The following is a 22,372-nucleotide window of genomic DNA, read 5'->3' as shown; positions in this document are numbered from 1 at the left end:
AGTTCCGGGCCATACTCACCCACCACGATCATTCATCCCGCGTATGCGCGCCCATCCTGTGCTCAGTCCTTCCTGAAGGCGGCCTCCAGGGCATCGTTGATGGTGCGCAGGATCTTCACCCGGGCGTAGCGCTTGTCATTGGCTTCGACCAGGGTCCAGGGCGCGATCTCGGTACTGGTGCGGTCGACCATGTCGTCTACCGCGTCGACGTAGTGGTCCCACTTGTCGCGGTTGCGCCAGTCTTCTTCGGTGATCTTGTAGCGCTTGAAGGCGACTTCCTCACGCTCCTTGAAGCGCTGCATCTGGGTGTCCTTGTCGATGGACAGCCAGAACTTCACCAGCACGATGCCGTAATTGTGCAGTTGTTCCTCGAAGTCGTTGATCTCGCCATAGGCGCGCAGCCAGTCGGCATCGGCACAGTATCCCTCGACCCGTTCCACCAGCACGCGGCCGTACCAGGAACGGTCGAAGATGGTGAATTGGCCGCGCCCCGGCACATGTCGCCAGAAACGCCAGAGGTAGGGCTGGGCACGTTCTTCCTCGGTGGGCGCGGCGATGGGCACGGTACGGTACTGCCGCGGGTCCAGTGCGCCGGTGACGCGGCGTATGGCGCCGCCCTTGCCGGCGGCATCGTTGCCCTCGAACACCGCCATCAGGGCATGGCCGCGCATGCGCTTGTCGCGCATCAGACCGCTCAGGCGGGCCTGCTCGGTGGCGAGCTGTTCCTTGTATTCGTCCTTGTCCAGCTTGTGGCTGAGGTCGAGGCTGTCCAGCAGGCTGCGCTTGTCCAGGCTGGACATCAGCGGCGCCGCATGGGGCTGTGGCTTGGGCCTGCCGCTCTGTTTGAGGGCCGCCTGAAGACCTTCCAGGATGATGCGGCCGACGCTGAGGCTGCGGTAATACTCGTCCGAGCCTTCGATCACGTACCAGGGCGCATAGTCACGACTGGTGCGGCGCAGCACCCGCTCGCCGAATCGCACGAAGCGGTCATAGACCTCGCTCTGCTTCCAATCCAGTGGATTGAGCTGCCAACTGCGCTGCGGGTCTTTCTCCAGTGCCTTCAGGCGTTCCTTGAGCTGTTTCTTGGACAAGTGGAACCAGAACTTGAAGATCAGCGCCCCTTCGTCGCAGAGCATGCGCTCGAAGGCCTCGGCATCGTTGATGGCCTGGTCCAGACGGGCATCCTTGATATCGCCATCGACGCGGGCATGGAGCATCTGGCTGTACCAGTTGCCGAAGTAGATGCCAGTCCGTCCTTTGGGCGGCAACTTGCGCCAGAAGCGCCACTGGGGCGGTCGGGAAAGCTCTTCGTCGGTCGGCTGCAGGAAGCTCTCGACGTTGATCAGGCGCGGGTCCATCCACTCGTTGAGCAGCTTGACCGTTTCGCCCTTGCCGGCACCCTCGATGCCATTGATCAGGATGAGCACCGGGAAGCGCGCCTGCTGCTTCAGCTCGAACTGCGCCTCCAGCAGGGCTTCACGCAGTTCCAGCACGGCCTTCTCATAGGTTTCCTTGTCGATGGAATGGCCGATTTCGGCGGATTCGAACATGCAGATCTCCTTGGCGTGATGGGGAAAAGGTAGCGGAAGCCGTGGCCTCACGCCCACCCCAATCCAGCGCATCCACAAGCGACCTTCCCTTCGGCGCCCCTCCTCGATCGGCTACTATTCGCGCTTCGCAGTCTCGGGAACCCCCATGTCCGATTTCCACCACGCCCAACTCGACTGGGACGAACAGGGCCAGCCGCTGTCGCGGGAATTCGACGACGTCTATTTCTCCCCGACATCGGGCATCGACGAAACCCACCATGTGTTCCTCAACGGCAACGACCTGACCCAGCGCTTCGCCGGGCTACCGGCAGGCGGGCGCTTCACCATCGGCGAAACCGGATTCGGCACCGGGCTGAACTTCCTCTGCGCCTGGCAGCTGTTCGAGCGGCACGCGCCGGCCGACGCCCGGCTGCACTTCGTCAGCGTGGAAAAATTCCCCCTCTCCCGCGATGACATGCAGCGTGCCCTGGGCCTTTGGCCGGCACTGGCGCCCCTGGCTACCGAGCTCATCGGCCAGTACGTGGCGGTTCATCCCGGCTTCCAGCGTTTCAGCCTGGCCAACGGCCGCGTGACGCTGACCCTGCTGGTGGGGGATGCGATGGACTGCCTGCCGGAACTGGACGCGCGCATCGACGCCTGGTTCCTCGACGGCTTCGCCCCGGCGAAGAATCCGGAAATGTGGAGCCCTGCCCTATTCGCCCAACTGGCGCGGCTTTCCGCGCCCGGCACCAGCCTGGCCACCTTCACCTCGGCCGGTTTCGTGCGCCGTGCGCTGAAGGAAGCCGGCTTCGCGATCAAGCGCACGCCCGGTTTCGGCAAGAAGTGGGAAATGAGCCGCGGCCTGTTTACAGGCGCTGCCCGTGACGATGCCAAGCCGTGGTACGCCCGCCCACGCTTCGTCCCCCAACACCGCGAAGCCCTGGTGATAGGCGCTGGCCTCGCCGGCTGCGCCAGTGCCGCCAGCCTTGCCGCGCGGGGCTGGCAAGTAACCCTGCTGGAGCGCCACGACGCCCCCGCCCAGGAGGCATCGGGTAATCCCCAAGGGGTGCTCTACCTCAAGCTTTCGGCCCACGGCACGCCGCTCTCCAGGCTGATCCTCAGCGGTTTCGGCCATACCCGCCGCCTGCTGCAACGGTTGGAACAGGGTCGTGACTGGCAGGCCTGCGGCGTGCTGCAACTGGCCTTCGACACCAAGGAAGCGCAGCGTCAGGCCAAGCTCGCCAACGCCTTTCCGAGCGACTTGCTGCACAGCCTGGGCCAGGCCGACGCCGAAGCCCTGGCCGGCGTTGCCCTGCCTGCCGGCGGCCTGTTCTATCCCGAGGCCGGCTGGGTCCATCCGCCGGCGCTATGCCGCCTGCTGGCCGATCATCCGAACATCCGCCTGGTCCCCCATGCCGAAGCCCTGGAACTGCGCCGCGAAGGCGGCCTCTGGTACGCCCGAGACGGCGACCGGACGCTGGCCGCCGCACCGGTGGCGGTGCTGGCCGGCGCCGCTGAAGTGCTGCGTTTTCCGCAGACCGCCGGGCTGCAGCTCAAGCGCATCCGTGGGCAGGTCAGCCGCCTGCCGACCACGCCAGAAAGTGCGGGACTCGGCACCGTGCTCTGCGCCGAAGGCTATGTCGCGCCGCCGCGCGATGGCGAACACACACTGGGTGCGAGCTTCGACTTCCACAGCACAAGCCTGAAACCCACTGCCGCAGAGCACGCCGGCAATCTCGAACTGCTGGAAGAGATTTCTCCCGACCTCGGCCGCCGCCTGCATGTCGCCGAACTGGAACCCGACCGTCTCGAAGGTCGCGCCGCCTTCCGCTGCACCACGCCGGACTACCTGCCCATCGTCGGCCCGCTGGCGGATGCCGAAGCCTTCGCTGACGCCTATGCGGTGCTGGCCAAGGACGCGCGCCAGGTGCCGGAGGTACCGACACCCTGGTTCGACGGTCTCTACGTGAACAGCGCCCATGGCTCGCGCGGGCTGATCACCGCGCCGCTGTCCGGCGAGTTACTGGCTGCCTGGCTCGACGACGAGCCGTTGCCGGTGCCGCGCGCCGTAGCCGAGGCCTGCCACCCCAACCGCTTTGCCTTGCGCCGCCTGATCCGCGGCCAGAACGCCTGACCATGGACCTTCTCCTTCTCGAAGCCCTGGCCATCGGCGCCATCCTCGGCATGCTGCTCGGCCTGACCGGTGCCGGCGGTTCTCTGGTGGCCCTGCCCCTGCTACTCAGCCTGCACCTGCCGCTGCGCGACGCCATCGGTGTAAGCCTGGGCGCCGTGGCCCTGTCCGCCGCCATCGGCGCCATTCCCCGCACCTTCCAGGGCCTGGTGGCCTGGCGTCCGGTGCTGCTGCTGGCCATCAGCGGATTACCCGGCAATGCCGTCGGCCAGTGGTTGGGGCGTTTCATCCCCGAATTCGCGCTGATCCTGGGCTTCTGCCTGCTGGTGCTCTGGTCCGCCTGGCGCATGTGGCGGGGTGCCGGCCTGCCTCCGGGCAATTCCGGTCCGCTGCGCAGCGCGCCCTTGGTGGCCATCGGCGCGGGTGTCGGGTTGCTCTCCGGCGTCATGGGCGTGGGGGGTGGCTTTCTCGTGGTGCCGGCACTGCTGTGGTTCACCCCGCTGTCGATGCTGGCTGCCACCGCCACCTCGATGGCGGTGATCGCGCTGGTTTCCGGCGGCGGTTTCCTCCTTTACCTGACCGGCGCCCAGCCACCCATGGCCCTGCTCGGCGGCCTGGCGGCCGGCGGCGCCATCGGTGTGCTCTGCGGCAACCTACTGGCCACTCGTCTGCGGGGCGCCACCCTGCAGCGACTATTCGCTCTGATGCTGGTAGCGGTGAGCCTCTCCCTGGCGGCGCAACGGCTATTGGGCTGAAGCCCCACCCGGTTATAACCAAACGATATAAAACTCCAGAAAGCGCACAGGGGTCGGACCCTTTAGTGCCTTCGGACACGAACTCCCCAACGGCAACACCGGTAAGGACTTATGTGCGGCATTTCTGGAGAACTTCGTTTCGACAAACAACCGGCCGACCTGGCCGCCCTCGATAGAATCACCCACCACCTGGCACCGCGCGGCCCCGACGCGTGGGGCCTGCACAGCCAGGGACCGATCGCCCTGGGCCATCGACGGCTGAAGATCATGGACCTGGCCGATGCCTCCGGGCAGCCCATGCTGGACCCCGAGCTGGGCCTGGCCATGGTGTTCAACGGCGCCATCTACAACTACCCCGAGCTGCGCAAGAAGCTGCTCGCCCTCGGCTACCACTTCCATTCCGACGGTGACACCGAGGTGCTGCTCAAGGCCTGGCACGCCTGGGGCAAGGACATGCTGCCAAGGCTCAACGGCATGTTCGCCCTGGCCATCTGGGAGCGCGACAGCCAGCGCCTGTTCCTCGCTCGCGACCGCCTCGGCATCAAGCCGCTGTACCTGTCGCGCACCGACCAGCGCCTGCGCTTCGCTTCCAGCCTGCCAGCCCTGTTGCAGGGCGGGGATCTGGACGCCTCACTGGACCCGGAAGCGCTGAACTTCTACCTCAACTTCCATTCCGTGGTGCCGGCGCCACGCACCCTGGTCAGGGGTGTGGATAAGCTGCCGCCGGCCAGTTGGATACAGATCGACGCCGACGGTAATTGCAGCCAGGGCACCTGGTGGGAACTGGAGTACGGCCCGCGCGAGGACGAACAGGGCCTCGGCTTCGAGGACTGGCGCGACCGCTTGCTGGGCAGCCTGCGCGAGGCCGTATCGATCCGCCAGCGCGCCGCCCGCGAAGTCGGCGTGTTGCTCTCCGGTGGCGTGGACTCCAGCCTCCTGGTGGGCCTGCTGGCGGAAACCGGCGTGGAGCAACTGGCCACCTTCTCCATCGGTTTCCAGGATGCCGGCGGTGAGCGCGGCGACGAATTCGAGTACTCCGATCTGATCGCCCGGCATTACGGCACTCGCCACCAGCAGCTGCGGATCGACGAGCGCGAGGTGCTGGCGCAGCTCCCCGCCGCCTTCTCCGCCATGAGCGAGCCGATGGTCAGCCACGACTGCATCGCCTTCTACCTGCTGGCCCGCGAGGTCTCGAAGCATTGCAAGGTGGTACAGAGCGGCCAGGGCGCCGACGAGCTGTTCGGCGGCTATCACTGGTACCCACCACTGGCCGATACCTGCGACCCGTTCAACAGCTACCGCGCAGCCTTCTTCGACCGCCCCCACACCGAGTACCAGGCCACGGTGCAGCCCGCGTGGCTCACCCCCGACCTAGCCGGGGACTTCGTGCGCCAGCATTTCGAGCACCCCGGCGCACTCGACCCGGTGGACAAGGCCCTGCGCCTGGACAGCACGGTGATGCTGGTGGACGACCCGGTGAAGCGGGTGGACAACATGACCATGGCCTGGGGCCTGGAAGCGCGGGTGCCGTTCCTCGACTACCGGGTGGCCGAGCTGTCTGCGCGCATCCCGTCGCGCTTCAAGCTGGGCGACGGCGGCAAGGCGGTGCTCAAGGCCGCCGCGCGCCAGGTCATTCCCCAGGCGGTGATCGACCGCCCCAAGGGTTATTTCCCGGTTCCCGGCCTCAAACACCTGGAAGGCCGCACCCGCGATTGGGTGCGCGAACTGCTGCTGGACCCGAGCCAGGATCGCGGGCTGTTCCAACCGGCCATGCTCGAACGCCTGCTCGCCAGCCCGTCGGAGGACATTACCCCGCTAAGGGGTTCGAAGCTCTGGCAAATGGCCGCGCTCAACCTCTGGCTCAACCAACAGGGACTCTGAATCGATGAAAGCCCACACTCTGCACAGTCAGCGCCTGTTGCGTGGCCAGACGCCGTCCTATCAGCGCCTGCAGGCACGCCTCGCCGAAGGCCACCAGGAGCCCCACGACGCGCCGCAAATACTCCACTGTGGCTGGGGCCGCCTGCTGCTCGGCCACACGTTTCCCGATCCGGCGAGCCTTGCCCACGAACTACTGGACGAACAGCCCGGCGAGCGCGATATCGCCCTCTATGTCGCCGCGCCCCAGCAGGTGCTGGCCCAGGCGCCGCAGCATCTCTTCCTCGACCCGTCCGACACCTTGCGTCTCTGGTTTCCCGACTACCGTCCGGCACGCCGGGCCTTTCGCGGGTTCCACATCCGTCGTGCCCTGGGCGACGCCGACTGGCAGGCGGTCAATCAGCTCTACCGCTGCCGCGGCATGCTGCCGGTGGATCAGGACGCCATTACCCCGCGCCATCTGGGTGGGCCGGTCTACTGGCTGGCCGAGGACGAAGACGACAGCCAGGTGATCGGCGCCGTTATGGGCCTCAACCATCTCAAGGCGTTCGACGACCCGGAAGGCGGCTCCAGCCTCTGGTGCCTGGCGGTGGACCCGCAATGCAGCCGTCCCGGCGTGGGCGAAGCGCTGGTTCGCCACCTGATCGAGCACTTCATGAGCCGCGGACTCAATTACCTCGACCTCTCGGTTCTGCACGACAACCTCCAGGCCAAGGCGCTCTACGCCAAGCTGGGTTTCCGGGACCTGGCCACCTTCGCGGTCAAGCGCAAGAACAGCATCAACCACACCCTGTACATCGGCCCCGGCCCCGAAGAGCCACTTAACCCCTACGCCCGCATCATCGTTGACGAGGCCCTGCGCCGTGGCATCGAAGTGCAGGTGGATGATGCCGAGGGTGGGCTGTTCAGCCTCAGCCAGGGCGGCCGGCGCATCCGTTGCCGGGAGTCCCTGAGCGACCTCACCAGCGCGGTGAGCATGACCCTCTGCCAGGACAAGCACCTGACCCACCGCGCCCTCTCCCGGGTGGGCATTCGCCAACCGGCCCAGCGCCTGGCCGGTAGCGACGCGGACAACGCCGCCTTCCTCGCCGAGCACGGCAGCCTGGTCGTCAAACCGGTGAACGGTGAGCAGGGCCAGGGCGTGGCAGTGGACCTGCGCAACCTGGACGAGGTGAAGACCGCCATCGCCAACGCCGAGCACTTCGACAGCCGGGTGTTGTTGGAGAGCTGCCACACGGGCTTCGACCTGCGGGTGGTGGTGATCAACTACGAAGTGGTCGCCGCGGCCATCCGCCGCCCGGCCGAGGTGATGGGCGATGGCCAGCGCACCTTGCGCCAGCTGATCGAACGCCAGAGCCGCCGACGCCAGGCGGCCACCCAGGGCGAAAGCCGCATCCCCCTCGACGGGGAAACCGAACGCACCCTGCGCGCCGCGGGCGTTGGCTATGACGACGTGCTGCCTGCCGGCACCCGCCTGGTCGTGCGACGCACCGCCAATCTGCATACCGGCGGCACCCTGGAAGACGTTACCGCGACCCTGCACCCGGCCCTGGCGGAAGCCTCCATCCTCGCTGCGCGCACCCTGGAAGTCCCGGTGGTGGGCCTTGACCTGCTGGTACCCGCAGCCGACCAGCCGGAGTACGTGCTGATCGAGGCCAACGAACGGGTCGGCCTGGCCAACCACCAGCCGCAACCGACGGCGGAGCGTTTTATCGACCTGCTGTTTCCGTTGAGCCGCACGCCCTGACCTGCCTTCGTAGGATAGGTAGAGCGAAGCGATACCCATCACCACGAGCCACCGACACGCATCGCGGGGCTCCATCCATCCTGCGGGACTATGCCGGCGGCAATCGCAGCGTCCAGAACCGTGCAGCATTCCGAGGAGCAGCCATGAGCCAGACACTTCCCGAACCCGACCTTGCCTACCTGCAGAAGGTTCTGCTGGAGATGCTCGCCATTCCCAGCCCCACCGGTTTTACCGACACCATCGTGCGCTACGTCGCCGAGCGGCTGGACGAGATCGGTATTCCCTATGAGCTGACCCGGCGCGGCACCATCCGCGCCACGGTCAAGGGCCGGCAGAGCAGCCCCGACCGCGCGGTTTCAGCGCACCTGGACACCATCGGCGCCATCGTCCGCGAGGTGAAGGACAACGGCCGCCTGGGCCTGGCTCCCGTAGGCTGCTGGTCCAGTCGCTTCGCCGAGGGCAGCCGCGTCAGCCTGTTCGGCGACGGCCGGGTCCTGCGCGGCAGCGTGCTGCCCCTGCTGGCCTCCGGGCACGCCTTCAACACCCAGGTGGATAGCCTGCCCATCAGTTGGGACCACGTGGAGCTGCGCCTGGATGCCTACAGCACAACTCGGGCCGACTGCGAGACCCTTGGCGTTTCAGTGGGCGACTTCGTCGCCTTCGACCCCCTGCCGGAGTTCACCGAGAGCGGGCATATCAGCGCGCGGCATCTCGACGACAAGGCCGGGGTGGCCGCCCTGCTCACCGCGCTCAAAGGCATCACCGAGGCCCGCCTGGTGCCTCCCATCGATTGCCACCCGCTGTTCACCATCACCGAGGAAATCGGCTCCGGATCGGCTGCCGCACTGCCCTGGGATGTCAGCGAGTTCGTCGGCATCGACATTGCCCCGGTCGCCCCCGGCCAGCACTCCAGCGAACATGCGGTGACCGTTGCCCTGCAGGACTCCGGCGGCCCCTACGACTTCCACCTCTCGCGGCATCTGCTGCGCCTGGCGGAGGCCCAAGCCATTCCGCTGCGCCGCGACCTGTTCCGCTACTACCACAGCGACGCCCAGTCGGCAGTCACCGCCGGCCATGACATCCGCACCGCCCTCGTGGCCTTCGGGTGCGATGCCACCCATGGCTATGAGCGCACCCATATCGACAGCCTGGAGGCCCTGACCCGCCTGCTCGGCGCATACCTGATGAGCCCCCCGGTCTTCGCCAGCGACGCCGTGAACAGTCAGCAGTCCCTGGAGCCCTTCAGCCATCAGCTGGAGCATGACGCACAGATGGAGAGCGAGACGCGCGTCCCGACCGTGGAAAGTCTTGTGGGAAAGGGTGACGGCAGCCCTTGAAGGGCGAGCCCGCTAGGAGCAAAGTGCCATCCAGGGACGCATAACAACACGGGTGGTCACCCATGCTTCACCTTTCAGGCTGTGTGAAAACTGTCGCACTCGGTCTGGTCTTTCTTCTGCTCTGGTTCTGCCGGCCCGCCTTCGCCCTGGAGGCAGTGCCGCTCGACCGGGATCAACTACGCCTTCCGCTCGGCCACTGGGTCGAATACCTGGAAGACCCCAAGGGCGAACTCGACCTCGAACAGGTACGCAAGCTCCCCGATCCGGCATTCCGGAAACTGCCGGGGGAACAGGCGAACCTCGGCAAGAACCGTTCGGTCTGGTGGTTCCGGGTGCACCTGGACAACCAGCGGGCCCACGCCCTGGACGGCTACCTGGAAGCCAACTATCCGCTGCTGGACGACATCCGCCTCTATCACATCGCCGCTGACGGTCGCGTGCAGGCCCAGGAATCCGGAGACCGGTTCGCGTTCTCCCAGCGACCGGTACACGTGCGCAACTTCTGGTTCCCCCTTCGCGTCGAACCGGGCCAGAGCACGCTGATCCTGCGGGTGGAAAGCACCAGCACGCTGTTTGTGCCGCTGGTGTTCAGCACCTTTGACGCCAGCGCCGCCGCCCAGGAGAACCTCATGGGGTTCAACGGGGCCTTCTACGGCGTGCTCTTCGCCATGTTTTTCTACAACCTGTTCCTCTATCTGTCGCTGCGCGAACCGGCCTACCTCTGGTACCTGGCCTACAACCTCAACGTCGGCCTGCTCGCCGCCTGCTTCGACGGCATGCTGTTCAAGCTGCTGCCGGACCATGTGGGGCTGCAGTCGGTGGCGATCTACATCTTCATGTACCTGCACTGCCTGACTGCAGTGCAGTTCAGCCGCCACTTCCTCCACACCAGACTGCACTTCCCACGCCTGGACCAGGTGCTGCGCGGGCTGATGGCGGCGACCCTGGTGGCGGTGCTCAGCTTCCCGCTGATCGGCCTGCAGAACTGGAACATCCTCGCCAGCCTCACGGTCTCGGCAATCTCCGCCTTCCTCCTGTTCACCGGCATCTACGTCTGGCGCAAGGGTTTGCGCTACGGCTCCTACTACACCCTGGCCTGGGGTGTGCTGCTGTTCGCTTTTATCCAGGTCACCACCGGTTCGCTGGGCGTCGAGGTGATGGGGCTGTTCGGCGCCACCGTGGTGAAGATCGGCGTCACCATCGAGCTGATCACCCTCTCCATCGGCCTGGCGGACCGCATCAACACCCTCAAGGAAGAAGGTTTCCGTTCGCGCCAGGCCGCCGAGCAAGCGCATTTCGAGAACCAGGCCAAGAGCCGCTTCCTCGCCACGATGAGTCACGAGATCCGTACCCCGCTCAATGGCGTGCTGGGCATGCTGCAACTGCTCAAGGAAACCCCGCTGGACCGCAGCCAGCGCTTCTACGTCGACACCATCTCCAGCTCGGGTACCGCGTTGATGACGGTGATCAACGACATCCTCGACTTCGCCCGAATCGAGTCGGGCAAGCTGGAGCTGGAAAATATCGAGTTCGACCTGGAAGACCTGGCGTCAGACACGCTCGGCCTGTTCACCGCCCAGGCCATGGACAAGCGCCTGGGCCTGCATCTCAGCCTGGACACCGGGGTGCCTCGACGCATCCTGGGTGACCCGACGCGGCTCAAGCAGGTACTGATGAACCTACTGGGCAATGCCCTGAAGTTCACGGCCGAGGGCCATGTGGCGCTCAACCTCAGTCTGCGCCGCACCTCAGAAGGCAAGGCGCACCTTGTGTTCAGTGTCATTGACAGTGGCATCGGCATCCGGCCCGAAGCGTTGGCCCAGCTGTTCGATTCCTTCGCCCAGGGTGACTCCAGCACCACGCGCCGTTACGGCGGCAGCGGCCTGGGCCTGGCGATCAGCAAAGAACTGGTGGAAATGATGGGTGGGCGCATCGAAGTGCAGAGCACCCTCAACCAGGGCACTCGCTTCAGCTTCGATGTTCCCCTGCAGCCCGGCGAGTTCAATAGCGACGAAATGAACCGGCTCCTGGACGGCCGCACGGCCCTGCTCGCCTGCCAGGACGCCCTTGGCCTGGACGCCCTGAGTCGCCTGCTCGGCCGCTGGGGTATGCGCTGCGAACGCTGCCAGGACCCGGCCAGACTGATTGACCAGCTGGAAGACTTCGACGTACCGCCCTTGCTGGTGTTGCAGGCCCCCTGGCCGGGGGATCCGGAACGCTGGGTAGACAAGCTGCGCCCGCACCTGGAGCACGGCCAGCGCGTGCTGCTGATCTGCTCGCCGGAACACAGCCAGCAGCTCCCCGCTGGCGCTGGCCTGCGCCTGCGTGCCCTGGCCCGGCCGCTAACCCTGGCGCAGCTGCGCGACACCCTGCAGGAGCTCTACCGTGAGCGGCGCCTGGAAGAGCGCACCCAGCAACAGGAAGAGCGCCGCCGCGTGAGCGCCACACCCTGCATCCTGGTGGCTGAAGACAACCCGGTGAACCAGATGGTAGTCCAGGGCTTCCTCAAGAAGCGCGGCTATCTGGTACGTACCGTGACCAATGGTGTAGCGGCGGTGGACGAGTATCAGCGCGACCCGGAGGGCATCCAGCTGATTCTGATGGATTGCGAGATGCCGGAAATGGACGGCTTCGAGGCCACCCGACAGATTCGTCGGCTCGAACGCAACCGCAACTGGCCACCCGTGCCGATCGTCGCACTGACTGCGCATATCCTCGAAGAACACCGCCAGGCTGGCGCCGACGCCGGCATGGACGACTTCCTCGGCAAGCCCCTGGACAGCGCCCTGCTGTTCGCCACGCTGGAGCGCTTTATCCTGCGCCAGAGCGTGGACGGGTGACGGCATGGCGCGGGGGCGTTAGCATTTCGCCCCCGCTGGAGATCTCCCGATGCTCATTCCCTTTGACCTGCTCGAAGCCGATACCCTGACCCGCCTGATCGAGGACTTCGTGACTCGCGAAGGCACCGACAACGGCGACGACACCCCACTGGAAACCCGCGTGGAGCGCGTCCGCCGGGCGTTGCAGAAAGGTGAGGCGGTGATCGCCTACGACCCCGACAGCCAACTCTGTCAGCTGATGCTCAAGCTGGACGTGCCCAAGGAGTGGCTGGAGGAATAACGCGGGAGGGCAGCTGCGCTAATCAGTGCAAATGAATCGGCTATCTCTGCATTACGTGTTGCTGGAACGATCTGAGCCAAGTTGAGTGCCGTCTGCGTCTTCTTCCTCGCGCGAATGTTGGTAGGCCGCTTCGTGCAACGCCTGGACATCCGCCAGGAGCAGGCCGAGGGCCGAGGCGAGTCGGGCAGTTTCCTGGGCCAACGCGTTGTCGCTGCCGGACTCCAGAATCCACAACAGCTCAGCCTGGGCGGTCATGCGCTGGTTGGCGGCTTGCGAAGCTACCTATAGCGCCTTGACCGATCAGAAGGAAAAGGTCCAGAGCTCTCATAGATAGCTCATGATAAAAGTGACCTCGGTATTGGCAGTTCCCGCACTCATCCCTGGATCATATTGGCCAGCGCTCCCACTTGGCAGTGTTCGTATATATCTGGCATTCATGGGAATGGAAAAATTCCCGCCGCTACTCGCGTATTCACTGAATATGTATGTTTTGTCCAGCTGAATTGGCTCCAGCTTACTATCGAGCACTTGCAGTGCGATCCCTTTTGCAGTTGAGCTCTTGTTTAATTCAACGATTCCGAGAGCTGGATTCCATGCGGGAGCCATTGGGTTTGCAGAAAGGCTATAGGCAACCTTGCTGATTCCGCTGGGGCAATTGTTCAGCTTTATGCTGAATGTCTTTGGCGTGGTGTAGCTCTCAAAGCTTTTAAATAAACTAAGATTATGCTCCTTCATTTCTACTTTTACATCTGGCGTCTCACACGACTGCAAAACAATAGATGAGCTATTTGTTATTGTCATTACAAGGGGCTGAATAGCTCCACGTTGAATGAAGCCCATAATGCCAGCTGTTAAGGTGGTGCCAGATGTGATGTTGCCCGTTTTTATTATTCGTAATGAGTGTGTAGTGCCATTAAATCCATAGCCTCCAGCTTTGCCAGTCGACGAGCCAAACCCACCATGCCTCGTGCCATCTACAATCCACTGCCATGATAGTCCACTCGTGCCAATTGGGAAGACTGTTGAAGTTGGAGAGTCGCCGCCTAAATTGTTTTTTACACCCTTCTTGAAATCAGAAGAGCATTTGTAAGATGCAGCCCCGTTAAAGGTCTGTGGCGCTGACTCATATAATACACTGTTGTTTGGCGCGTCCCTGGGGATGGATAGCGTTGGAGGTATGTTTATGTTTATTAGCTGTTGAGAGTGCCCGTTATAAAACTCACAGTTTGCAGATGAAATTGATGGCATCCAAACAACAAGGAGTGCAGCTAGGATCTTGGTTACTTTCATGATCTGGCGGGGCGCTCTATATCTTTAAAGTTGAACTCTTGGTGTTCTTCCTTAAGCTTGCTTAAGCGTAATCTAAATACATTGACACAAGGTTGATATGATTTTCGGTGAGTGTTGTGTGAATTGAATTTGCACGCGGAAAGCCTGATGAAAATACTTATTGGAATGCTTGCGCGTACACGACATGAAAGGGCGGCGGGCCGTGCAGGGGTCGCAAACCGGTTACGCGAGGAGAACCCGGTAAGGCCTAGGCCTTCCCTGCACGGCCCGCCATGTTGCGATTGCAATCCAGGTGGTTCGCGCCTTGCGTTTTTCGGATAGCGACTCCCGATCGCGGTTCCCACCGCGCCGGCCATGGACTCTAGCGAGGGCTTTTGTAGGCCCTCAAGGTCGATGGACTGTACGAAATGTCTTACTTCCCGCTGAGACCGGGCATCGGCGCCAGCCTGATGCGCGTCGTCGGAGAACATCGACTTCCGAGTTTTGCGGATGTTTCTGGTTTCGCCCACCCGGCGAGTCCCTTTCTCAATCGGCGGTTGGCCGATCGGAAGATGAGCTTCAGCCCAACATCGCCGGTCAGTGCGGGATGAAGCGGAGCGCCGCCCGGCCCCCCTACAAGGCTCCCCTTACAGCTTCGCCGCCTGCACCGCCGCACCAAGCGGCAGAGCCTTCACCACCTGATCCATCCGCGTCACTTCTACCTTGAGCTTGCCCTCGCCCAGCAGGTAGTCCACCAGGCGCTGCGGGAACGGCCAGTAGTTCAGCTCCGCCGTCAGGGTAATGGGGCCCTGCGCGTCCGCCGGCACCACGAAGGAGAACTCCCGGACGTCATAGCCCTTGGGCAGGATGCGGTTGTCCGAGAGGATCTGGGTGGCGTTCCAGACCTCTATGTCCAGTTCCTTGCCATCCTTGTCGCCGAGATGGACCTTGAAGTTGCGGGTGTTCGGTTCAGTTGCGCCATCCCGGATCGCCCCCATCCGATAGAACTCGTGACCGGCACCGTCCACCGCATGGAAGTCGATCCAGACTTCACGACCCTCGGGAAAGCCCGTGGGCAACTTGTGTCCAGCCCCGATGTTGACAACCTTCACCCGCACGGACACCTCCTGCCCTGGCTCCAGGGTTTCCGGTATCGATTCGAAGCTGATCTGGGCAGCCTTCGCCAGATTGTCCCGCGCGCGCTGGGCCGCTTCCTTCTCGCCCAGGTACTCGAGCACTGCCGCGTTGGCACCGGTGAACCAATGGGAAGCCACGTCCGTGCGGTCCGGCCCCATGATCGCCGCCTTGCCGGCAAAAGGCGCCATATGGCAGCTCTGGCAGGTTTCACCGTTGAAGCTGTAGGGGCTTTCGAGCCATTCGTCATAAGTGCGCTCGACCGCCACCGAACTGAAGGGGTGAGTGACGTTGTGGCAGGTGGCGCAGAAGTCTGAGCGGGTGTGCAGACCGGAGTACACCGTGTCGTGGTAGGGCGACACCGCGTCGCTGCGCGGTCCGAACTTTGTCGGCTTGCCATGTGCGCGGGGGCTCAGCACGTAGGCCCCATTATCCAATCCGGTGCGAGCATTGATGTTGTGACAGGTCTCGCAGTCCACGCCGGGCATGGGATTGTTCAGGGCTGTGAACCCTACTGAAGCACGATTGACCGTCGAGTTGATCTGCCCTGTGGTAAGGCCGATCGGCGTATGGCAGCCGGTGCAGAAGTTGTCCACCCGCCCCTCAGTGGCTTCACTGGCATGTCGCAGCAGCGCCCGGTAGATAGGTTCTTCCCAGGAGTGGGACATCATTGACGAGCGCCACTGCCGATAGATCTCGGTATGACAGGCACCGCAGACCTGCGCGTCATCGAAGTCACTGACCTTCAGCAAGGAATTGTTCGGCGTGTTCGCCCGATGGGGAAAGAACGGCAATCCCTGTTTGTCCTCCAGCAACCGTGACCGCGCCGGTTCCAGCCACTTGTCATTGAGTTGGGGCGCCTCCGCAGCAGCGTTCAGGGTTACCAGCAAGGCAAGCGACACACAGAGGATCAGCCGAAGCGCCATGGGACCTAGCCGAGCGGGGAGAACTGAAGTGAAGGACTTCTGTGCCGGCTCGCCCATTTTTGCTTCCTCGCCTGCGCCTATGCCAATGGAAGGACGCAAAAACTCCGCAGAATGACGGCAATAACCGTCTCTTTCAGCGCCTTTCGCCGAATTTCGATCAGATCCCCGCATTCGGGGGTGTTAGTCAGTAGTAGTTGGGGGGCGCAACAGCGTCAACGGCCTGGCAATACCTACGACCGCTCGGTTACCCGCTCTATTGTTTTGATTTATATGAACTTATCTGTAACTGGACATGACAATAAAGGCGATGAAACGGCGATTGTTCCGTACCAGCGACAGGCGGGGTGACAAAAACGGCGGGCACAAAAAAGGCCGCCACGGGGCGACCCAAACAAAGCACAGAGCACCAATAGACTCTGAAGCCAGAGTGTAGATGCCCTGTGATGAAATGATGACAGTAGGCTCGAATTCACCCTGCATTTCGTCGGCAAATTCCGCGAAAAACGCATAAACCGCTCTAGAACGAGACTTTCGCTCGACACGTGCGGCGTAATCTCCAATGCGCGAATCGACTTCCCTCTGCTTATGAATTCCCTCGCACCGGCGAGACATTTCATACAGACCTTCAACCTTGAGCGCCTACAAAGCCGCTCGCTAGAGTCCCTGACCGTCGCGGTGGGAACCGCGATCGGGAGTCGCAACCCGAACTTCACGCAGGTCACGACCCACCTGGTACGCAATTGCTACATGGTGGGCCGTGCAGGGAAGGCTTCGGCCTTGCCGGGTTTTCCTCGCGTAACCGGTTTGCGACCCCTGCACGGCCCGCCGCCCTACCGTGTCGTGACGGTAAGGTGCGGCTTCTCTGGTAAGCGAGGAAGCAAGGATATGCAAAGCCTACACACCACGCAGATAGGCATCAGCACCACAGGCGATCTGCCGCAATGCGGATGCACGGTTACCGATTTCACCCCGCTTTCACTTTCCTCCCAGCCCTATGGCGACGTTCTCTACGTGAACATCCAGGCGCCATCGAACCACCTGTTCGAAGCCGCCAACCAGCGCATGGCCGCCCTCGGCGACCTGCTGCGCATCCTGGAGAGCGGCAACGGAAACAATGTCCTGCCCCAGGAATCCGCTCGGCTCGCATCCGCCCTGGGCCTGCTCCTTGCCGATGCCCAGGCGTTGCACGAAGCGGCCTACCATCGAGCCCGGGCGGACGAGGTCCTGGCCCGCAGCCAACACCCTCCTGTCGTCAGCACGCCTTTCGACACCCCCGCCTAAAGCCAGTATTCCCAGACGCGCCCGATCCGCTCACTGAGTCGGGCGCGTATGGAGCGGCGCTGCCACGTCTCGAAGGTCAGTTCGTCCGAGCCTTTCACATCCTCCAGGAACGCATTGCGCATTCGCGCACCGAAGTCCGCCCCCAGCACGACAACGTTGACCTCCTGGTTGTGCAGGAAACTACGCCAGTCGAGGTTGGTGGAGCCCACCGTGGACCAGACGCCATCTATCACCCCTGCCTTCACATGGAGTAGCGCGTCGCGGCGCTCGTAGAGCCGCACGCCGGCTTCCAGCAACTCGCTGTAATAAGCTCGCCCGGCGTGGAAAACCAACCAGGAATCGGTGCTGCTGGGCACCACAAGACGTACGTCGACGCCACGGACCACGGCGGATTTGAGAGCATCGAGCAACTGCGGGTCGGGCACGAAGTAGGCGCTGGTCAGCCAGATTTCGCTCTGTGCGCTGCGCAGTGCGGAGATGAGGGTGGCGTATATCTGGCTGTACGGCTCGTCCGGCGAACTGCCGATGGCCCGCACCACCTCCCGGCCCTTGCGTTCCAGGGGCGGAAAGTAGTGACGCGCGACCAGGGCCCCGCCTTTCTGCCGGTCCCAGGTGGTGATGAAGAGTTTTTGCAGTTCCGCAACCACCGGACCTTCGATGCGCAGGTCGGTATCGCGCCAGGGCAGATCGCGTTCCGGCTTGCCCTGACGGCTCGAACCGAAGGAACCGCTGGAGTACACCCCACTGATGTTCACCCCGCCGAGTATGGCGACCCGCCCGTCGACGATCAGCAGCTTGCGGTGGTCGCGCTGGTTGAGTTCCCAGCCGGCCTTGGCGGTCATGGGGTTGATCGGATTGAACTCCACCAGCCTGATCCCGGATTCGCGCAAGCGCGCGAAGAACGCCGGCGGCGTGCCCAGGGTGCCGACACTGTCGTAGATCAGGTTGACCTGGACGCCGCTGCGCTGCTTGGCGATCAGTGCATCGGCGAAGCGCTGCCCCACGTCGTCGCCTTCGAGGATGTAAGTCTCCATGTTGATGTGATCCCGCGCGGCCTCGATCGCCTCGAACATCGCCGCGTAGGTTTGCGGGCCGTCCTGCAGCAGGTCGACCCGGTTACCGGCGGTGAGCGGACTGCCGACCAGGGACTCTTCGATCGCCAGGTGCAGGTCGAAGATGTCGGTTTCCATGCCGGAAGCCTTCAGCCGGTCGAGAATGGCCTTGCTGCGCTCATCCGAAAGCGGGCCATGGGTGCCGTCCACCTGCACGGGGGTGGCCGGCGAGTGGATCATGTCGGGGTTGATGCGAGGCAGCGAGGTGCAGCCCAGGAGTAGCGATGCATAAAGCGCCACCAGGACACGCGCCACTGTCCCTGATGACGGCTGTTTCATCCAGCATCCTCCTGCGCGGCAGGGAGGGTTGTTGCCCGGAATCTGAATCGGCAGCCTTGGAGGCCGCTTTCCGGGTCGCCATGAGGGGTTCGACAGCGGTCAAGCGGCAAGGTGCCAGCAGTTTCGACCTGTCCCTGATCCCATGGGGCGAACTCACTGGCAATAGCTGTTCGGCGCGGCAGGGGTCGGCGTCAATTCTGCGAGAAGCGCGGCCCCAGCAGGATGATGGTGGCGCCCATCACACACAGCGCCGCACCGAGCCAGTCGCTGGCCAGCGGGCGGGTGCGCTCCACCACGCCGAGCCAGAGCAGCGAGGCGACGATGTAGATGCCGCCATAGGCCGCATAGGCGCGGCCGGCGTAGGCGGCTTCCACGCGGGTGAGCAGCAGGGCGAAGAGGGTCAGGCTGAGCAGGCCGGGGACAACCCACCAGGCGCTCTTGCCCATCCGCAACCAAAGCCAGAAGGCGTAGCAGCCGCCGATTTCGAAAAGCGCAGCGAGGAAGAACCAGAGGTAGTTGAGCATGGGTCAATCCCTTGAAGAGCGGGACGAGTGGGTAGACGGATCAGCCGTGTACGCCGCCTTCACGTTCCCAGGCGCAGCGCACCCGCAGGTTGTCTTCCTGGGGACTGTGCAAGCCCTGCTCGCTTTCCCAGCGGAAGGTGTGAATGCCGTTGAGTTCGGTTTCCAGATGGACCACGGCGCTGCTCCAGTAGAGCTGCTTGAGCAGGGCTTCGAACGCCTTCACCCACAGGCTCCACTCGTACTCCACCGCCGGATAGCTAGCGCCGAAGTGGATCACTTGAGTGCGAAACAGACCTTCGCCCGGTTGCTCGCAGCAGGAGAACATTTCGCGACCGAGAAAGGGCCAGGCCTCGCCACTGGGCAGGCTCTCCAGCACACTGCGATTGGTCTCGCGGCGCAGGCGATGCGCCTGATCGTCGAGCGACGGCCAGTCGCGAATGCAGCCATAGACAATGGATTCGGACTCCACGCGGGCACTCCAGTAAAACAGTGGCAGCCTTCTAACACAGGACTGCCACGGGAGAAAGGAAATGCGTCGAAGTCCTCAACGCTTGCCGCGCCCCAGCAACCAGGCGAGCCCGCACATGACCAGTGCCAGCCCGGTAATCACCATGAACGGCACCTGGTAGTTGCCTGCCAGGTCACGACCGAGGCCGGCGAGAATCGGCGTAAGACTGCCCAGGCCGTAGCCGGCGAACAGCATCATCGCGGTCCAGCGGCTCACCGCCAGGGGCGTGTCAGCTTCGTAGAGCGGCAGCACCAGGGATAGGGCGAAGGAACCGCTCAGCCCCAGGCCCAGCAGCGCCGCCCAGACTTCCGGAGCCAGAGTCGGCTGGAAGCAGATCATGCCCAGGCAGATTGTGCTGATCAGGCCGCAGACCAGCAGCAGCTGATAGCGGTTGTCGAAGCGCTGGGCCATCCAGGGCAGGATGAAGGCACTGGGCAGGCCCACCAGCATGAAGAAACTGAACAGGCTGTTGCTGCGCAGCAGGCTGAGACCGGCCTCGTGGTAGCGAGCCACCAGCCAGGTGGTCAGGGCATAGAACAGGCCGGCCTGGAGCGCGAAGAAGGCGGTAATCAGCCAGGCCCGCGGCTCGCCCCACGGCAAACCGCCCTGCCCCGCTTCGCTGGAGGGCTCGGCGCGATTGGGCAGGCACAGCCAGAGCAGCACCGCCAGCAACGCCGGCAGAGACCAGAAGGCCAGACCGAAGTGCCACTGGTCACCCAGCAGTTGGGTCACCGGTGGAGTCAGAACTGCCCCGGCGGCACCGCCAATGGTCATGCTCAGGGAATACCAGGCAACCACGCGCCCCATCTGGTGGTGGAAGTGACGCTTGATGAAGCCGGACAACAAGGGGCCGGCGACGGCAATTCCTGCTCCCATGGCTACCGCGCTGCCAATCAGCACGGCACTGGCATGGCCGCCCAGACGCGCCAGTAGCGCAAGACCGATCAGCACGAGGCAGACAGTGATAACCCGCTCCAGGCCGAATCGCACCGCCAGGCGTGGGGCCAGGGGAGCCAGGAGTCCCATGCAAAGCACCGGCAGTGCGGTCGTCAGGCTGATCAGGCTGCGGCTCAGGGCCAGTTCGTGGGCAATGCGTTCGATCAGGGGGGCAAGTGAGGTGATGCCGGGCCGCAGGTTAATCGCGGCAAGCACCAGCGCCAGCATCAGCAGCGCTCGGGAGAAGGGTTTCACGAGGGTCCATCCGGGTTGGCCGTCAGGCCGGGGGAGAAACCCTACTCCCCCGGTCCGCCGCCGGGCAACCCCGAACAGTGCCGAAGCTGACCGGTCAGACAGTCCCGATCAGGCGTTGCCGTGGTGTTTGGCGCGCATCTTGGCGGCCATGCTGGCCATTTCGTCGTAGAGCGCCTGTGGGTTCTTCTGCTTCACGGCCCAGGCCATACGGCCCTGCTCGTGAGGCAGGATCATGAAGGTGCCGGCGGTTACTTCCTGGAAGATGTACTCGGCAATGTCGGCCGCACTGATGGGCGAGCTTTCCAGCAGCTTGCCCACCTGCTGCTTCATCGCCGGGGTCGGGCCACGGAAAGAGTCCAGCAGGTTGGTCTGGAAGAAGGACGGGCAGACGACATGCACGCCCACGCCCTCTTCCTTCAGTTCGATCAGGAGGCTTTCCGACAGGGCCACCACGCCGGCCTTGGCGACGTTGTAGTTACTCATCGCCGGCCCCTGCATCAGCGCAGCCATGGAAGCGACGTTGACGATTCGACCCTTGCTCTTTTGCAGCAGTGGCAGGAAGGCCTTGCAGCCCTTGACCACCCCCATCAGGTTGATCGCGATCTGCCAGTCCCAATCCTCCAGGGACAACTCCTCGAAGAAGCCGCCCGAGGCAACGCCAGCGTTGTTGACGATGATGTCGATGCCACCGAGCTTCTCTTCGCAGGCCTGGGCCAACGCGGTGAGCTGACTGTAGTCGCGGACGTCGCAGCGTTGGGTGAAACCGTCGCCACCAGCCTCGCGGACCAGCTTCAGGGTTTCCACCAGGCCCGGCTCGTTGACGTCGGACAGCGCCAGCTGCCAGCCTTCGCGCGCCCAGCGCAAGGCGATTTCGCGGCCGAGGCCGGAACCGGCGCCGGTGATCATGATGCGGTTGTGCATGGTGAGGTGCCTTTTATGCTTGTGCGGTAGATGAACCGCAGTGTAGCGAAGGCCATAATCCCGCCGCCCCTGAATCACGCTGCTGAATGATGAGGGCAAACGCCGCTAGCGGCGCATCATCGAACGCCGCGCCAGCAGGCAGTAGGGCACCAGGTTGATCAGCAGCACGACAGCCCCAAGCCAGAGCTGAATACCCGGCGTCAGCCCCGCCGGATAGATCACCGGCACCAGGTAGTGTTCGATGAAACCGCCGCTGAGTCCCTGCTCCCCCGCAGCCAATCGCAGACGGTTCTCCAGGGGCGTGAGCGGGCAGACCAGATGCAGGAATTCCACCGTGGCGCCCCAGACCACCGCAGGCAGGTGCAGCCAGGCCAGACGCGGCCACTTCAACACCAGCAACCCACCCAGCATGACAAAGAGGATGAAGCTCAGGTGCAGCAGCAACACGGCATCAGCGGCGATCCGGTAGCTCACGGCAAGTTATCCACAGGTTCGTTTTCCTTGAACTATCACGAAAGGTGGTCAGTCGGTAACTAGGAGCATGGTCAATGCTGCCATCGAGGAGTCCCCATGATCACCCTTCTGCTGCTCATCATCCTGATCCTGCTGCTGATCGGCGGCCTGCCGGTCTTCCCCCACTCCCGCAACTGGGGCTACGGCCCGTCGGGCATGGTCGGGGTGCTGCTGGTCATCGTCGTCGTGCTGTTGTTACTGGGGATGATTTGACCGC

General features: G+C 63.7%; 19 protein-coding genes. 9 read left to right on the top strand and 10 right to left on the bottom strand.

The window, feature by feature from the left end; translation table 11 throughout:
• Window positions 1-62: 62 nt before the first annotated feature.
• Window positions 63-1,550, bottom strand: a complete 1,488-nt coding sequence (gene pap, locus AAHM40_RS12655; protein WP_342244952.1) for a polyphosphate:AMP phosphotransferase — start codon at window positions 1,548-1,550, stop codon at window positions 63-65.
• Window positions 1,551-1,695: 145 nt separating this feature from the next.
• On the opposite strand from pap, the gene mnmC reads away from it, so the two are divergent.
• The 7 genes from mnmC (at window position 1,696) to AAHM40_RS12620 (ending at window position 12,497) form a co-directional block, all read left to right on the top strand.
• Window positions 1,696-3,663, top strand: a complete 1,968-nt coding sequence (gene mnmC / locus AAHM40_RS12650; RefSeq protein ID WP_342244951.1) for a bifunctional tRNA (5-methylaminomethyl-2-thiouridine)(34)-methyltransferase MnmD/FAD-dependent 5-carboxymethylaminomethyl-2-thiouridine(34) oxidoreductase MnmC — start codon at window positions 1,696-1,698, stop codon at window positions 3,661-3,663.
• Window positions 3,664-3,665: 2 nt separating this feature from the next.
• Window positions 3,666-4,415, top strand: coding sequence for a sulfite exporter TauE/SafE family protein (locus AAHM40_RS12645; RefSeq protein ID WP_342244950.1), 750 nt, complete (start codon window positions 3,666-3,668; stop codon window positions 4,413-4,415).
• Between the two features lie 111 nt (window positions 4,416-4,526).
• A complete protein-coding gene (locus tag AAHM40_RS12640; protein WP_342244949.1) occupies window positions 4,527-6,296 on the top strand; it encodes an N-acetylglutaminylglutamine amidotransferase in 1,770 nt (589 codons plus the stop codon).
• Window positions 6,297-6,300: 4 nt separating this feature from the next.
• Window positions 6,301-8,040: an N-acetylglutaminylglutamine synthetase gene (gene ngg, locus AAHM40_RS12635; RefSeq protein ID WP_342244948.1), complete on the top strand. Its 1,740-nt coding sequence runs from the start codon at window positions 6,301-6,303 to the stop codon at window positions 8,038-8,040.
• A 143-nt stretch (window positions 8,041-8,183) separates the two neighbouring features.
• Window positions 8,184-9,377, top strand: a complete 1,194-nt coding sequence (locus AAHM40_RS12630; protein WP_342244947.1) for an osmoprotectant NAGGN system M42 family peptidase — start codon at window positions 8,184-8,186, stop codon at window positions 9,375-9,377.
• A gap of 62 nt (window positions 9,378-9,439) precedes the next feature.
• A complete protein-coding gene (locus AAHM40_RS12625) occupies window positions 9,440-12,217 on the top strand; it encodes a hybrid sensor histidine kinase/response regulator (protein ID WP_342244946.1) in 2,778 nt (925 codons plus the stop codon).
• A 49-nt stretch (window positions 12,218-12,266) separates the two neighbouring features.
• A complete protein-coding gene (locus AAHM40_RS12620; protein WP_028628188.1) occupies window positions 12,267-12,497 on the top strand; it encodes a YheU family protein in 231 nt (76 codons plus the stop codon).
• A 51-nt stretch (window positions 12,498-12,548) separates the two neighbouring features.
• On the opposite strand, the gene AAHM40_RS12615 is transcribed toward AAHM40_RS12620, so the two are convergent.
• From AAHM40_RS12615 to AAHM40_RS12605, 3 genes are all read right to left on the bottom strand, one after another.
• Window positions 12,549-12,752, bottom strand: coding sequence for a hypothetical protein (locus AAHM40_RS12615; RefSeq protein WP_342244945.1), 204 nt, complete (start codon window positions 12,750-12,752; stop codon window positions 12,549-12,551).
• A gap of 69 nt (window positions 12,753-12,821) precedes the next feature.
• Entirely contained in the window at window positions 12,822-13,787 is a 966-nt protein-coding gene (locus AAHM40_RS12610) for a fimbrial protein (protein WP_342244944.1), read from the bottom strand.
• Window positions 13,788-14,413: 626 nt separating this feature from the next.
• Complete coding sequence (locus tag AAHM40_RS12605) at window positions 14,414-15,826, bottom strand: multiheme c-type cytochrome (RefSeq protein ID WP_342244943.1); 1,413 nt, start codon at window positions 15,824-15,826, stop codon at window positions 14,414-14,416.
• Between the two features lie 885 nt (window positions 15,827-16,711).
• On the opposite strand from AAHM40_RS12605, the gene AAHM40_RS12600 reads away from it, so the two are divergent.
• Window positions 16,712-17,107 carry a hypothetical protein gene (locus tag AAHM40_RS12600; RefSeq protein WP_342244942.1) on the top strand — a complete coding sequence of 132 codons (396 nt, stop codon included), beginning with the start codon at window positions 16,712-16,714 and terminating at the stop codon, window positions 17,105-17,107.
• On the opposite strand, the gene cls is transcribed toward AAHM40_RS12600, so the two are convergent.
• The 6 genes from cls to AAHM40_RS12570 all read right to left on the bottom strand — a co-directional run bounded on the left by cls (window position 17,104) and on the right by AAHM40_RS12570 (window position 22,116).
• Window positions 17,104-18,498 (bottom strand): cardiolipin synthase, encoded by a 1,395-nt coding sequence (gene cls / locus AAHM40_RS12595; protein WP_342244941.1) that lies wholly within the window; start codon window positions 18,496-18,498, stop codon window positions 17,104-17,106. The genes AAHM40_RS12600 and cls overlap by 4 nt on opposite strands.
• Window positions 18,499-18,689: 191 nt before the next feature.
• Window positions 18,690-19,022: a YnfA family protein gene (locus AAHM40_RS12590; RefSeq protein ID WP_274801531.1), complete on the bottom strand. Its 333-nt coding sequence runs from the start codon at window positions 19,020-19,022 to the stop codon at window positions 18,690-18,692.
• Between the two features lie 40 nt (window positions 19,023-19,062).
• Window positions 19,063-19,491: a hypothetical protein gene (locus AAHM40_RS12585; RefSeq protein ID WP_342244940.1), complete on the bottom strand. Its 429-nt coding sequence runs from the start codon at window positions 19,489-19,491 to the stop codon at window positions 19,063-19,065.
• 75 nt (window positions 19,492-19,566) lie between these two features.
• Window positions 19,567-20,721, bottom strand: coding sequence for an MFS transporter (locus AAHM40_RS12580; RefSeq protein WP_342244939.1), 1,155 nt, complete (start codon window positions 20,719-20,721; stop codon window positions 19,567-19,569).
• Window positions 20,722-20,829: 108 nt separating this feature from the next.
• The gene (locus AAHM40_RS12575; RefSeq protein WP_342244938.1) at window positions 20,830-21,642 is read right to left on the bottom strand and encodes an SDR family oxidoreductase; all 813 of its coding nucleotides are present in this window, start codon (window positions 21,640-21,642) and stop codon (window positions 20,830-20,832) included.
• A 105-nt stretch (window positions 21,643-21,747) separates the two neighbouring features.
• Window positions 21,748-22,116, bottom strand: a complete 369-nt coding sequence (locus AAHM40_RS12570; RefSeq protein WP_342244937.1) for a DUF2784 domain-containing protein — start codon at window positions 22,114-22,116, stop codon at window positions 21,748-21,750.
• Between the two features lie 96 nt (window positions 22,117-22,212).
• Here AAHM40_RS12570 and AAHM40_RS12565 point away from each other — a divergent pair, with 96 nt between their 5' ends.
• Window positions 22,213-22,368 carry a DUF3309 family protein gene (locus AAHM40_RS12565; RefSeq protein WP_342244936.1) on the top strand — a complete coding sequence of 52 codons (156 nt, stop codon included), beginning with the start codon at window positions 22,213-22,215 and terminating at the stop codon, window positions 22,366-22,368.
• Window positions 22,369-22,372 lie beyond the last annotated feature (4 nt).

This window comes from Pseudomonas sp. OTU5201 (assembly GCF_038440135.1).
In the GTDB taxonomy this organism is placed as follows: Bacteria; Pseudomonadota; Gammaproteobacteria; order Pseudomonadales; family Pseudomonadaceae; genus Metapseudomonas; species Metapseudomonas resinovorans.
This window is presented reverse-complemented; position numbering and strand designations above follow the sequence as displayed.

What these genes read in the sequence shown, in the direction of transcription:
- AAHM40_RS12625 (WP_342244946.1), top strand. Translation starts at nt 9,440, where the DNA reads ATGCTTCACCTTTCAGGCTGTGTGAAAACTGTCGCACTCGGTCTGGTC.
- AAHM40_RS12575 (WP_342244938.1), bottom strand. Translation starts at nt 21,642, where the DNA reads ATGCACAACCGCATCATGATCACCGGCGCCGGTTCCGGCCTCGGCCGC.
- cls (WP_342244941.1), bottom strand. Translation starts at nt 18,498, where the DNA reads ATGAAACAGCCGTCATCAGGGACAGTGGCGCGTGTCCTGGTGGCGCTT.
- AAHM40_RS12630 (WP_342244947.1), top strand. Translation starts at nt 8,184, where the DNA reads ATGAGCCAGACACTTCCCGAACCCGACCTTGCCTACCTGCAGAAGGTT.
- AAHM40_RS12610 (WP_342244944.1), bottom strand. Translation starts at nt 13,787, where the DNA reads ATGAAAGTAACCAAGATCCTAGCTGCACTCCTTGTTGTTTGGATGCCA.
- AAHM40_RS12645 (WP_342244950.1), top strand. Translation starts at nt 3,666, where the DNA reads ATGGACCTTCTCCTTCTCGAAGCCCTGGCCATCGGCGCCATCCTCGGC.
- AAHM40_RS12640 (WP_342244949.1), top strand. Translation starts at nt 4,527, where the DNA reads ATGTGCGGCATTTCTGGAGAACTTCGTTTCGACAAACAACCGGCCGAC.
- AAHM40_RS12600 (WP_342244942.1), top strand. Translation starts at nt 16,712, where the DNA reads ATGCAAAGCCTACACACCACGCAGATAGGCATCAGCACCACAGGCGAT.
- mnmC (WP_342244951.1), top strand. Translation starts at nt 1,696, where the DNA reads ATGTCCGATTTCCACCACGCCCAACTCGACTGGGACGAACAGGGCCAG.
- ngg (WP_342244948.1), top strand. Translation starts at nt 6,301, where the DNA reads ATGAAAGCCCACACTCTGCACAGTCAGCGCCTGTTGCGTGGCCAGACG.
- pap (WP_342244952.1), bottom strand. Translation starts at nt 1,550, where the DNA reads ATGTTCGAATCCGCCGAAATCGGCCATTCCATCGACAAGGAAACCTAT.
- AAHM40_RS12605 (WP_342244943.1), bottom strand. Translation starts at nt 15,826, where the DNA reads ATGGCGCTTCGGCTGATCCTCTGTGTGTCGCTTGCCTTGCTGGTAACC.
- AAHM40_RS12620 (WP_028628188.1), top strand. Translation starts at nt 12,267, where the DNA reads ATGCTCATTCCCTTTGACCTGCTCGAAGCCGATACCCTGACCCGCCTG.
- AAHM40_RS12565 (WP_342244936.1), top strand. Translation starts at nt 22,213, where the DNA reads ATGATCACCCTTCTGCTGCTCATCATCCTGATCCTGCTGCTGATCGGC.
- AAHM40_RS12615 (WP_342244945.1), bottom strand. Translation starts at nt 12,752, where the DNA reads ATGACCGCCCAGGCTGAGCTGTTGTGGATTCTGGAGTCCGGCAGCGAC.
- AAHM40_RS12590 (WP_274801531.1), bottom strand. Translation starts at nt 19,022, where the DNA reads ATGCTCAACTACCTCTGGTTCTTCCTCGCTGCGCTTTTCGAAATCGGC.